The organism is Sphingomonas sp. CCH9-F2 (assembly GCF_001556735.1).
GTDB lineage: Bacteria > Pseudomonadota > Alphaproteobacteria > Sphingomonadales > Sphingomonadaceae > Sphingomonas > Sphingomonas ginsenosidimutans.
On sequence record NZ_LSJO01000472.1, the window covers coordinates 1 to 12,223 of the forward strand.

The 12,223-nt window shown below is 70.1% G+C and carries 12 protein-coding genes and 1 tRNA gene; 8 read left to right on the forward strand and 5 right to left on the reverse strand.

The window, feature by feature from the left end:
* Together AX685_RS13065 and AX685_RS13070 are read right to left on the reverse strand one after the other, a co-directional pair.
* Window positions 1-558 (reverse strand): sterol desaturase family protein (locus tag AX685_RS13065; RefSeq protein WP_066489353.1); only part of this gene is annotated, 558 nt, incomplete at its 3' end.
* Window positions 559-605: 47 nt separating this feature from the next.
* Entirely contained in the window at window positions 606-2,708 is a 2,103-nt protein-coding gene (locus AX685_RS13070) for an AsmA family protein (protein ID WP_066489356.1), read from the reverse strand.
* A 163-nt stretch (window positions 2,709-2,871) separates the two neighbouring features.
* Between AX685_RS13070 and rpmI the strand changes: the two genes are divergently transcribed.
* Together rpmI and rplT are read left to right on the forward strand one after the other, a co-directional pair.
* Window positions 2,872-3,075 carry a 50S ribosomal protein L35 gene (gene rpmI / locus AX685_RS13075; protein WP_066489358.1) on the forward strand — a complete coding sequence of 68 codons (204 nt, stop codon included), beginning with the start codon at window positions 2,872-2,874 and terminating at the stop codon, window positions 3,073-3,075.
* Window positions 3,076-3,095: 20 nt separating this feature from the next.
* Complete coding sequence (rplT, locus tag AX685_RS13080) at window positions 3,096-3,461, forward strand: 50S ribosomal protein L20 (RefSeq protein ID WP_022687966.1); 366 nt, start codon at window positions 3,096-3,098, stop codon at window positions 3,459-3,461.
* A 415-nt stretch (window positions 3,462-3,876) separates the two neighbouring features.
* Here the strand turns inward: rplT and AX685_RS13085 are convergent, their stop codons facing one another.
* Window positions 3,877-4,566: an RlmE family RNA methyltransferase gene (locus tag AX685_RS13085; protein ID WP_066489363.1), complete on the reverse strand. Its 690-nt coding sequence runs from the start codon at window positions 4,564-4,566 to the stop codon at window positions 3,877-3,879.
* A 9-nt stretch (window positions 4,567-4,575) separates the two neighbouring features.
* The gene (locus AX685_RS13090; RefSeq protein ID WP_197418614.1) at window positions 4,576-5,613 is read right to left on the reverse strand and encodes a Ppx/GppA phosphatase family protein; all 1,038 of its coding nucleotides are present in this window, start codon (window positions 5,611-5,613) and stop codon (window positions 4,576-4,578) included.
* Between the two features lie 177 nt (window positions 5,614-5,790).
* Here AX685_RS13090 and AX685_RS13095 point away from each other — a divergent pair.
* The 5 genes from AX685_RS13095 to AX685_RS13115 all read left to right on the forward strand — a co-directional run bounded on the left by AX685_RS13095 (window position 5,791) and on the right by AX685_RS13115 (window position 10,833).
* Window positions 5,791-5,864 (forward strand) — tRNA-Gln (locus AX685_RS13095).
* Window positions 5,865-5,971: 107 nt separating this feature from the next.
* Window positions 5,972-6,529 (forward strand): PAS domain-containing protein, encoded by a 558-nt coding sequence (locus AX685_RS13100; RefSeq protein ID WP_066489366.1) that lies wholly within the window; start codon window positions 5,972-5,974, stop codon window positions 6,527-6,529.
* Window positions 6,530-6,567: 38 nt separating this feature from the next.
* Window positions 6,568-9,993: a chemotaxis protein CheB gene (locus AX685_RS13105; RefSeq protein ID WP_066489375.1), complete on the forward strand. Its 3,426-nt coding sequence runs from the start codon at window positions 6,568-6,570 to the stop codon at window positions 9,991-9,993.
* Window positions 9,986-10,354: a response regulator gene (locus AX685_RS13110; RefSeq protein ID WP_066489368.1), complete on the forward strand. Its 369-nt coding sequence runs from the start codon at window positions 9,986-9,988 to the stop codon at window positions 10,352-10,354. Before AX685_RS13105 ends, AX685_RS13110 begins: the two co-directional genes overlap by 8 nt.
* 80 nt (window positions 10,355-10,434) lie before the next feature.
* Entirely contained in the window at window positions 10,435-10,833 is a 399-nt protein-coding gene (locus AX685_RS13115) for a hypothetical protein (protein WP_066489370.1), read from the forward strand.
* A 155-nt stretch (window positions 10,834-10,988) separates the two neighbouring features.
* Here the strand turns inward: AX685_RS13115 and AX685_RS13120 are convergent, their stop codons facing one another.
* Complete coding sequence (locus tag AX685_RS13120; RefSeq protein WP_066489373.1) at window positions 10,989-11,591, reverse strand: TlpA family protein disulfide reductase; 603 nt, start codon at window positions 11,589-11,591, stop codon at window positions 10,989-10,991.
* Between the two features lie 16 nt (window positions 11,592-11,607).
* Between AX685_RS13120 and AX685_RS13125 the strand changes: the two genes are divergently transcribed.
* The coding region (locus tag AX685_RS13125) for a lyase family protein (protein ID WP_269450489.1) at window positions 11,608-12,223 on the forward strand (616 nt) is incomplete at its 3' end.

Below are 12,223 nucleotides of genomic sequence, written 5' to 3' on the forward strand. Positions count from 1 at the left end.
CTCCCACCCCATATGGTTGGTCACCCCCATAACGGTCATCACCGTCAGTACCAATGCGAGTGCACCGACATGGATCGGAATCACGAACACCAGTAGCGGAATGGCCACAGCCCCGGTCAGCGCCTCGATCGGGTGGAACGCCATCGCCGCCCAGGCGGTGGGCGGGCGGCTGGCGTGGTGGACGGCATGCGCGACGCGGAACACGCGCGGGCGGTGCATCCAGCGGTGCGTCCAGTAGAACCAGGTGTCGTGCGCGATCAGGTACAGCAGCACCGACAGCGGCCAGTACCACAGGGGGAAGGCGTGGATGTCGGAATAGATTCGCGTCCAGCCGCGGTTCTGCCAGCCCCAGGCGATGACCCCGGCGGGCAGGCCGTAGATCGCGGCGGAGGCGAGGCTCCACGCGATCTCCCGCCGGATCTGCGGGTCCATGCCGGTGTAGAGGCCGCGGTGGCGCAGCCGCGTCGCCAGCGCGAACCCGCCGCTGGCCAGCAGATAGCGCACCGCGACGATCGCGGCCATTGCCAGCGCGGACAGGAGGATCGGCACGACGGGCATCGCGGCGCCTTGTACGGCGTGCGCGGCGGGGCGGCAACGGCGGCGGCCTAGAAGATACCCAGGAACTTCTTGTGCTTCGCCGGCTGCTGGTCGGGGGTCACCGATCGCCCGTCGCCCACGTCGGTGCGCGGTTCGCCCTTGTCGGTGCGCTGTGCCGCGGCGGTGCGCCCGGACAGCACCGGGCCGCATTGCGCCGCCTTGGCATCGCCCGGATCGACGAAGGCGAGGATGCCGGCGACCGGCGTCGCCACCACCGCCAGCCCCAGCCCGGCGCCGGCGCGAGCCAGCAGCTGCGGCGTGATGACGGTTAGCCCCGGCTGCGCGAAGGTGCCGGTGATCCCGACCGGCGACTGGCCGGAAAACAGGCTGAACTTCTTCGCATCGGCGCGCACCGCGATGTCCACGCCCTCGCTGCGGAAGCTGAACCCGCCGCGGCCGAGGATGACGTTCTTGGTCGTGTCGATCAGGATCGGGTCCGCCGCCGCCAGCCCGCCGCGCACGGTGAAGGCGATGAGGCCGCAGTTGATCCGCACCGGCTCCTTCAGCTGATCGGCGAACATCTTCTGGACGAAGGTGCCGATATCCAGTTCCGCCAGCTGGACGTTGCGGGTCCACAGCGTGCCGGCGGGAATGACGAAGGCGATGCGGCCGTTGGCGGTGGCGAGCGAATCGTGGAGCGAATCGCCGCGCCCGGCCAGCTGGATGCGCCCGCCGATCGTCCCCGTCGTCCCCGCCTCCGCCACGCCATAGCCCGCCAGCAGCCGGCCGAGCGGGGTGGGCGCCAGGCGGATGTCGTAGCGGATCGCGCTGGGACGCTGGCGCGTGTCGAAAACGAGGTCCGACGCGACATTGCCGCGCGCCATCGCGAAGGTGAGCGGTGACAGCGCCAGCCGCCCGTCCGCCAGCTTCAGCGTCAGGTCGACGTCGGACACCGGCACCCGGCGCGAGCGGACCGTGGCGATATGCCAGACGAGATCGGCGTCGAACCGCTGCATCGTCGCGACCGGCAGCTCGGCATCGGGCAGCAGCCGCGCGGGCGCGGCACCGGTCGCGGCGGCGGCGGCGACCGCGCCCTTCGTCGCGACGATATCGGGATTGTAGCCGATGAACGGCGCGGCATCGACGATATCGAGCCGCTTCGTCTCCAGTCGCGAATCGAGGTGCAGGCGATCGCCGTTGGTGACGGTCAGCCGCCCGGCCAGGTCGCTGTCGCCGAACGTCCCGGCCATCCGCGTGAAGCGATATTCCTGCCCCTGCTGCACCAGCTGCGCGCGCAGCCGATAAGTGCGCGTATTGGGGATGGCGACGTCGATGATCCCCAGCAGCGCCGCCAGGTTGCGCCCGCGCGCACGCACCGCCAGCGGCACGCCCTCCACCTGCGCCAGGCTGGGCAGGGTGCCGGTGACGTCGATGACATTGCCGGCCGCGCGGGCGCGCATCACCAATTCGTTCTTGCCGCGCGCGACGGTGGCATCGGGCGACAGCAGTCGCGCGGCGAGCGTGAACGGCGTGTCGCGCAGCACCCCGGATCCGTTAACGCCGACCGCCTGCCCGATCCGCGCGTCGGTGGAGCGGATCGTGTCGAGCGCCAGTTGCGTCGTCAGCTTCATGCGAGGATCGCGATAGCGCACGCTCGTCCCGGCGATCGTCGCGCGATCGATCCGCGGCAGGTCGAGCGGCTTGCCCGAGCCCTTCTTCTCGCTGAACGTCCAGGTGTTGCGATCGTGCGCGGCGTTCCATTCCAGATCGACCGCGCCGCGCGTCAGGTCCAGCCAGTGGAACCGCCGCTTGCCGAACAGCAGCGACAGCGGCGCGATCCGCGAATCGATCCGCTCGGCGGTGAACAGGTACGGGCGCGTCGCCCAGCCCGGGTTCGATACCGACAGCTTCTCGGCATAGAAAGTGAGGCGCAGCGGCGAGAAATAGAGCCGGAAATCGCCGCCGACGGTAACGGTGCGGTTCGTCAGGCGACCGGCGACCGATTCGAAAGGATGTTTCAGGAAGCGGCCCTTGGTGACGAACAGCACCAGCCAGATCGCGAACAGCAGCGCCAGCACGCCCAGCGCGACGCGCGCCGCCACCCGTGCGATTCGGCGCGCGCGGGTCGGCGGTTCGGCGGACGCAGCTGGGGCGGGAGCGGTCGTTGCCATGGCGGCACAATCGCCGCGCCGTGCCGGCGGTTCCCGAAGGTTGCTTTTCGCGACGCGTTCGGCTAGGCGGCCCGCTTCTCGAGCCACAGGTGCTTGACGACGGCCCGGCCATCAAGGGCTGCCGCGGCCGTCCAGCCTCAGCGCTCTTAACGAAAGGACCAAAATGCCCAAGCTCAAGACCAAGAGCGGCGTCAAGAAGCGCTTCAAGCTCACCGCCACCGGCAAGCTCAAGCACGGCGTCGCCGGCAAGCGCCACCGCCTCATCAGCCATAACGGCAAGTACATCCGCCAGAACCGCGGCACCACGGTGCTGTCGAAGGCCGACACCGCGACGGTGAAGGCCTGGGCGCCGTACGGCCTGAACTGAGCGACGAGGAGGAATAAGATATGGCACGCGTCAAGCGGGGCGTAACCACTCGCGCCAAGCACAAGAACATCCTGGAACAGGCCAAGGGCTATCGCGGTCGTCGCAAGAACACGATCCGCGTCGCCCGTCAGGCGGTCGAGAAGGCCGGCCAGTACGCCTATCGCGACCGCAAGGTGAAGAAGCGCACCTTCCGCGGCCTGTGGATCCAGCGCATCAATGCCGGCGTCCGCGCCGAAGGGCTGACCTACAGCCAGTTCATGCACGGCCTGAAGCTGGCCGGCGTGGAGCTGGACCGCAAGGTGCTGGCCGATATCGCGATGCACGAGGGCGAAGCCTTCTCCGCGATCATCGCGCAGGCCAAGGCGGCGCTGCCCCAGGCGGCGTAAGCCGGGTCGCGACCTGCTGAGAACGATCGGGCGTCGGTGGCAACACCGGCGCCCGTTTCGTTGTGCGGAGGGGATGTCCGTCCGTCGCCATGGCGAAGCGCGCACCGCCCACCACGCACGAATCGTCACCCCGGACGTGTTCCGGGGTCCAGGGTTCCGCGAGATCAACCGATCGCGAGGATGCGGCGCGGTGGATGCCGGAACAGGTCCGGCATGACGGGAAGAGGGCAACCGTTCGTGCCGAGGATCGGCTAAGCGTGTCGAAGCCTTGTCTCGAGGCACGTGCGGTAGCCTCACCACCCTTCGAGACGCCGTTTCGACAGGCTCAACGTCTCCTCAGGGCGATCGGAAGGGGGCGGTGAACGGACCGGCGAGCGAACGGGTGAGAAGCCGCCTGACTCCGCCCGCCGTGACCCTATTCCGCCGCCCCGTCGTCCGTCGGCGCCGCGCGCCCCTTGAACCCCTGCGCCACGACGAACCATTCCACCGATCCCTTGCGGCTCGACGGCGGCTTGGCGTGTTTGACGGTGGTGAAGTTGCGCTTCATCTCCGCCACCAGCGCGGCATCGGCGCCGCCGGCGAACACCTTCGACACGAAGGTGCCGCCGGGGCGCAGCACGTCGATCGCGAAGGCGAGCGCGGTTTCGACCAGCGCCATGGTGCGCAGCGCGTCGGTCTGCGGATGGCCGACGGTGTTGGCGGCCATGTCCGACATGACCAGATCGGGCGCGCCGCCCAGCGCCTCCATCAGCACGCCGGGCGCTTTGTCGGCCATGAAATCCATCTCGAAGATGGTGACGCCGTCGATCGGATCGACCGGCAGCAGGTCGATGCCGACGATCGCGGCACCGGGCGCCTGGCGGCGCACCACCTGGCTCCACCCACCAGGCGCTATCCCCAGGTCGACGACGCGTTTCACGCCCTTCAGAAGGCCGAAGCGTTCGTCCAGTTCGATCAGCTTGAATGCCGCGCGGCTGCGATAGCCCTCCGCCTTCGCGCGGTGGACGTACGGATCGTTGAGCTGGCGCGCGAGCCAGCGGGTCGATTGCGCGCTGCGCTTGCGCGCGGTCTTGACGCGCTGGCGCCCCGCTCCGGTTCCCCGCATGATCCGCCCTTACGCTCCGGTTTCCATCAGCCGGCGCAGGATGCCCTCGCGGATGCCGCGATCGGCGACGCCCAGCCGCTGCGCGGGCCATAGGTCCAATATCCCCTCCAGGATAGCGCAGCCCGCGACGACCAGGTCGGCACGCTCGCGCCCGATGCACGGCAATTGCGCGCGTTCGGTCAGCGACATGCCCGCCAGTTCCTGGCTGATCGCGCGCATCGCCGCGGCGGGCGCGATCAGCCCGTCGACCTGCGCGCGGTCATAGCGCTCCAGCCCCAGGTGCACGCTGGCCAGCGTCGTCACCGTGCCGCTGGTGCCCAGCAGCCGCAACATCCCCGACGGGCGCGGCAGCCGCGCGGCGAACGGCGCGAAGCTTTCGGTGACGAGCGCGCGCATCCGGCGATAGGCGGCGGCGCGTTCCTCCGCCGACCCGCCGCCGCCCGCGCTCTCGGTCAGCGACACGACACCCCAGGGCGCCGAATGCCAGTCGCGCACGCGCGGCACGGTGGTATCGGCATCGACCAGCACCAGTTCGGTCGAGCCGCCGCCGATGTCGAACACCAGCGCGGGGCCGGTCCCGGGTTCCAGCAGCGCGTGGCAGCCGAGCACGGCGAGCCGCGCTTCCTCCTCCGCCGAGATGATGTCGAGATGGATGCCGGTTTCGTCGAGCACCCGCGCGATGAACGCCGCGCCGTTGGTGGCGCGGCGGCATGCCTCGGTCGCGACCGAGCGGGCGAGGCGGACGTTGCGGCGCTTCAGCTTGTCCGCGCACACGCGCAACGCCGCGATCGTCCGTTCGATCGCCGCATCGGACAGCGCGCCGTTCGCCGACAGCCCTTCGCCCAGCCGCACGATCCGCGAAAAGGCGTCGACGACCGCAAAGCCGTCCCCCTGCGGGCGCGCGATCAGCAGCCGGCAATTGTTGGTGCCAAGGTCGAGCGCGGCATAATGCCGCGGGCCGCCGCGCGCGGGCGACGGCGAATGGGGGGCCGAACGGGCAGGGCGCTGTCCCTGCCGGCGCGGCAATTGGGCGGTGACGTCCACCATTGCCGTCCACTTTCTTCTGTCTGCCGTGCCCGCGTCGCGCAGCGAAATGCGCGCGCCACCGGCCGGTGCTTGACCATCAGGCTACACGCTCGCCCGCCGCGCGGCAAGGCACGCGGACCGGGAAGGGGCAGTGGGGGTTGACCGGCGCGGTCGCAGCCGCTAGACGCGCCGCCTCGTTGCCCGATCCTCTAATGGTAAGAGAGCGGACTCTGACTCCGTCAATCAAGGTTCGAATCCTTGTCGGGCATCCATCCCTTCCTCCGCTAAACGCGGCTTCGCCCCGATCGTTGTGACCGCGGGCGTCGATCGGCGGGAACTGTTCTCGCGCTCGCGATTAGTCCACGTTAAGGGCGTGAGTGTGAACCAGATTATTCCCCATCATCTGTCGGACTATTGCCGCCAGTCGCGGATCGCGCTGGCGATCGCCGGTGTGACCGACGATCATGCATTGCTGACGGTCAATGCGCCGTTCGAGGCGCTGACCGGCTATAGCGCGGCGGAGGTGGTGGGGCAGAACTGCCGCCTGTTGCAGCGCGACGCGCCCAATGTGGAGGCGCGCGAGCGGATCCACGAATTCCTGGGCAGCGACCGGCACGTCAACGTGCGCACGTCGATCGTCAATTTCCGCAAGGACGGCCGGCCGTTCGTGAACCTGCTCTACATGTCGAAACTGCGCACGGGCGACGGCGCGATCCCGTTCATCTTCGCCTCGCAATTCGACGTCAGCCATGCGCAGCCCGAACTGCTGGCTGATTACGACCGCGAACTGGGGATGACGCTGTCGCGGCTGACCCCTTTGGTCGCAGAGGCGGGGATGGTGCTGGAAGGATCGCTGATGACGATCGGCAATACCGCCGCGACCATCGCACAGGCCAAGTTGACGCTGGCCGAGCTCGACGACGTCCGCTTCCCGTGAGCGGCGACACGCAGGAGCGACCCGGCGGAGAGACGGACATGCCCGGCAAGGCCGCGTTCCCCGTCGTCGGCATCGGCGCGTCGGCGGGGGGGCTGGAGGCGCTGCGCGACATGCTGTCGCCGGTGCGCACGTCCACCGGTATGGCGTTCGTGATCGTCCAGCATCTGGACCCCAATTACGAAAGCATGCTGGCGCAGCTGCTCGACCGGCATACCGCGCTGGAGGTGTTGCAGTGCGAGGGCGGCGAGCGGCTGGAGCCGGACCGCGTCTATATCATCCCGCCCGGCCACGGGCTGGCGATTCGCGACGGCGTGCTGGAACTGACCGATTTTGCGCAGCCGCGCGGGCTGCGCCGGCCGATCGACGATTTCTTCCAGTCGCTGGCGGTCGACCGGCAGGCGGATGCGGCGTGCGTGATCCTGTCGGGCACCGGCGCGGACGGCACCACGGGCCTGCGCGCGGTGAAGGAAAACGGCGGTGTGTGCGTCGTCCAGCAGCCGGACACCGCGCGTTACGACGGGATGCCGCTGTCGGCGGTCGGCACCGGGCTGGTCGATTACGTGCGCCCGCCCGGCGAGATCATCGCATGCCTGTCCAGCTTCTTCGCGCGGCGCGCGGGCGATCCGCTGGAAAGCGAGGCGACCGTGGTCGCCGACCATGTCGACGACCTGTGCCGCGTGCTGCGCCAGGCGGTCGGGCACGACTTTTCGGGCTACAAGCGCTCGACGCTGATCCGCCGGGTCGAGCGGCGGATGCACGTCCTCGGGATCGACAGCGGGCGCGGCTATCTGGCGCGGATTCGTAGCGACGCCGACGAATGCGAGACGCTGTTCCGCGACCTGCTGATCAATGTCACGCGCTTCTTCCGCGACGCCGCTTTGTTCGAGCTGCTGCGCGCCGAGGCGATCGCGCCGCTGCTGGCGGGGCGGGACCCGGGCGAGGACGTGCGCGTTTGGATTCCCGGTTGTTCGAGCGGGGAGGAAGCGTACACGATCGCGATGCTGTTCGCCGAGGCCGCGCGCGAGGCGGGGGAGCCGGCGGCGGTGCAGATCTTCGCCACCGACATCGACGAACAGATGCTGGCGATCGCGCGGGAGGGCACCTATCCGGTCGCGGCGCTGGCGGACATTCCGGCGGCGTTGCGCGAACGCTATACCGTGCCGCATGGCGAGCGGTTCACGATGACGACCGCGATCCGCGATCTCATCCGCTTCTCCAACCATAGCCTAGTCAAGGATCCGCCGTTTTCGCGCGTCGACCTGGTGTCGTGCCGCAACCTGCTGATCTATTTCGATGACCGGTTGCAGCAGACGGTGCTGCCGCTGCTGCATTATGCGATCCGGCCCGGCGGCTTCCTGTTCCTTGGGCCGTCCGAAAGCGTCGGGCGGTTCGAGCATCTGTTCCCCGCGATCGATCGCCATGCGCGGCTGTTCACCCGGTCGCCGGGCGCCCCGGCCTATCCGATCGACCTGCCCGGCGGGCTGCGCCAGGCCGCGCCGCGCCGCGACCGGGCGGGGCGCGACGGCGCGGGCACGCTGGCCGAGGATCAGGCCGCGATGCGCCGGCTGGTCGATCGTTACGCCCCGCCCAGCATGGTGCTGGACCAGGACGGCGCGATCCTGGCGGCGCACGGGCGGCTGAGCCGCTATTTCGACTTCCCCGTATCGCGCACCGGCGGATCGAGTGCGATCACGCTGGCGCGGCCTGGCCTGCGCGACGTCATCGGCCCGCTGCTGCGGCAGGCGCGCGACGGGCGCCGGCAGGTGGTGGCCCGCGACGTCGAGGTGGCGAACGAATTCGGCATCCAGCCGGTGGAGGTGGTGTGCGACCCGCTGGGCGACGGCACCTTGCTGTTCGTGTTCCGCGATGCCGGCCCGTTCCGCCCCGCCGACGATCCCGACGCGGTCGACCTGGCGGAGGGCGACGACCATCTGGAGGCGCTGGAGGACGAACTGCGGCTGACGCGCCACCGGCTGCGTTCCGCGGTGGAGGAACTGGAGACCGCGAACGAGGAACTGAAGAGCTCCAACGAAGAAATGATGTCGATGAACGAGGAGCTTCAATCGACCAACGAAGAGCTGTCGACCGTCAACGACGAGTTGAAGACCAAGGTCGACCAGCTGACCGTCGCCAATGCCGACCTGCGCAATTTCTTCGAATCGACCGATCTGGCGGTGGTGGTGGTCGATGCCGATCTGCGCATCCGCAACTATACCGCCGCCGCGACCACGATCTTCCCGCTCCAGCCGGTCGATCGCGGACGCCCGCTGACCGATGTGGCGAGCGGGCTGGACGATGCCGATTACGTCGCCGACGCGCGCGCGGTCGCTGCGGGCGCGCCCGCGACGCAGCGCCGCGTCACCAGTCGCGACGGCGCGCGCACCTTCGCGCTGCGCACGCTGCCCTACCGCTTGCAGAACGGCCGGATCGATGGCGCGACGCTGGTGCTGACCGACATCACCGATGCGCTGGCGCTGGAACGCCAGCTGGCCGACGAGCGCGAGCGGCTGGGGCTGGCGATCCGCGCCGGCGGGATCGGCGTGTGGGAATATTGCCCGGATACCGGCGAGACGGTGCTGGACGGCGCGGAACAGGCGCTGTTCGGGGTGGAGGGCGTGCCGGGGATGGCGATCGACGGGCTGATGGCGCGGATCGACCCCGAGGACCGCCCCCGCGTGGAGGATGCGTTGCGCATCGCCGAGCGCGGCGAGGCCGATTTCGAGGCGAGCTTCCGCGTCCTGACCCCGACCGGGGACACCCGCTGGATCAAGGGATTCGGGCGCACCATCGCGGGTGCCAGCCCGCGCCGGATGGTGGGTGTGTCGATCGACGTGACCCCCGAATATGCGGTCGCCGAAACCCGCGAGCTGATGCTGCGCGAGATGAACCATCGCGTGAAGAACCTGTTCGCGATCATCGGCGGGATGGTGAGCACCGCGGCGCGCAGCCATGACGACGTGCGCACCTTCGCCGACGACATGCGCGAACGGATCGCCGCGCTGGGGCGCGCGCACGCGCTCGCTTCCCCCACCGGCGAGCAGCAGGCGATCGCGCTCGCCGATCTCGTCGCCGCGACGATCACGCCCTATCGCGATCATGCCGGGATCGTTGTGGCCGGCCCGGACGTTCGGATCGACCGCAGCTGCCTTTCCTCGCTCGCGCTGATGCTGCACGAGTGGGCGACCAATTCGGTGAAATACGGGGCGCTGGCGGAAGGAAGCGAGGGCAGGCTGGACGTGACATGGCGGCGTGATGGGGACGGTGTGGTGCTGGACTGGGTGGAGCGCGGCGGCGTTGGCGGCGCGGCATCCGACGATGACCGCGCCGGCGACGTGCGCGGCTTCGGCACGTTGCTGGTCGACACCTCCGCACGCCAGCTGGGCGCGACGGTGACCCGCGCGGCCGACGAGGGCCGCTTCACGCTGGCGCTGCGGCTGCCGGGGTCGGTGCTGGCGCATGGCTAAGCCGGTATTGCTGGTCGAGGACGAACTGTTCGTTGCGCTGGACGTGCAGATGACGGTCGAGGACGCCGGCCTGTCGGTCGACGGGCCGTACAGCTCGCTGGCCGAGGCGCTGGACGCGATGGAGCGCCAGCCGCCGGGCTTCTACCTGTGCGCGATCCTCGACGTGCGGCTGCGCGACGGCGAGGTGTTCCCGGCCGCCGACCGGCTGGCCAAGGCCGGGGTGCCGATCATCTTCCATTCCGGCCATGCCGACCGGCAGGGGCTGGAGGACCGCTACCCCGGCGCGCTGGTGTGCGCCAAGCCGTGTGCGCCGCGGATGCTGCGTGCGCGGCTGGACGACGTGATCCAGGCGACCGGCTAGGCGACCGCCTAGCCGGCCGGCGGGACGCGGGCGCAACGAAACGCCCGCGTCGCGGATTGGGCATCGGCAAAGGAGATGCCATGATGACCGTCAAGCCGTTCGCCATCCTGTCCGTTGCCACCGCCGCCGCGCTGTCGCTGGCGGGGTGCGGCGACCGCGTGGAGGATCATGCCGAACGTACCGGCAATGCGATCGCGGCGGATGTCCATGCCGCGACCAGCAATGTCGTCGACAGCGTCGATGCGCTGACCGGCACGGTCGCCAACCAGCTGGACGGCGCGGCGGCGCGCTCGCTCGACCGCGCCGCGGACCGGCTGGACCGCGCGTCGGACGACCTGCAACGCGACATTCGCGGCCATGTCGACACGGCGCGCGACCACGCGGGCGCCGCGCTGGAGGATGCCGGCGCCGACCTGCGCGAGCGGGGACGCACACGCGACGACGAACGCCGCCGCGCGGCGGATGAGGGGATGCGGTAACCGCGCACGGTGCGTGCGTGGCCCTGGGTTCCGGCGTTCGCCGTAACACGGGGTGGCGCGCGGCACGGCCGTTGCGCGTGACTGCCACCGGCCCGGCCTGCGCCGGAACACGCGGGCGACGGGCAGGTCGCCGTGCGCGGGGGTCGGTACGGGCGTCAGCGTGCCTCGGCGAGCAGCGCCTTCGCCTCCGCGCCGGTCCAGTCGAGGTCGCCGGTGACGCGCCAGATTTCCTTGCCGTCCGCGCCGTACAGGATCGTCGTCGGCAGGTTGGTGCCATAGGCGAGGCTCAGCCCCAGCTTGGCGTCGAGATAGGGGCGCAGGTGCGCGAACTTGCGCTGGTCGAGGAAGGCGATCGCCTTGGCCGGGTCCATGTCCTGGCTGATCGCCAGCACGGGCACGCGACCGCCCAGCGTCGCGGCGGCGGCGTCGAGCGTCGGCATTTCCTTGACGCACGGCGCGCACCACGTCGCCCACAGGTTGACCAGCACCGGCTTGCCCTTGAACGTGGCGAGCGTCAGGGGACCTTCCTTCCCGCCCGGCGCGGCGAAGGCGACATCGGGCGCGCCCTCGCCCTTGTGGCTGCGGTCGACCTTGTCGGCCTTTGCGCCGGCATTGGTGGGGGCGGCCTCGTCCGGGCTGGCCGCCGTCGTGGCGGCGGTGTCCGCCTGTGCTTGCCCGTTGCCCGGCGACGCCCTATCGCAGGCCGCGGTCGCGACGGCGACCCCCAGGAGACAGACGATCGCGACGCGGGAGGCCATGAGCGGTTCCAACCAGATGTGGGGCGGGCGGTTCGCCGAAGGACCGGCGGCCGTGATGCGTGAGATAAACGCGTCGATTCCCTTCGACAAGCGGATGTGGCGGCAGGACGTCGCGGGCAGCCGCGCGCATGTCGCGATGCTGGGCGCGCAGGGGATCGTCGCCGCCGATGACGTCGCCGCGATCGACGCCGGGCTGGAAGAGGTCGCGGCCGGCTACGCCGCGGACGGAGTGCCCGACGACCTGGCGATGGAGGACATCCATATGCTGACCGAGGCGCGGCTGTCCGACGCGATCGGTCCCGCCGCCGGGCGGCTGCACACCGCGCGCAGCCGCAACGACCAGGTCGCGACCGATTTTCGCCTGTGGGTGCGCGACGCGACCGACCAGGTGCTGGCCGCGCTGGCCGCGCTGGACGATGCGCTGTTGGCGCGCGCCGAGGACCATGCCGGCAGCGTGATGCCCGGCTTCACCCACCTGCAATCGGCGCAGCCGGTGACGCTGGGCCATCACCTGATGGCCTATCACGAGATGGTGTCGCGCGACATCAGCCGGTTCCGCGACAATCGCGCGCGCGGCAACCTGTGCCCGCTGGGATCGGCGGCGCTGGCGGGCACCGGCTTCCCGGTCCACC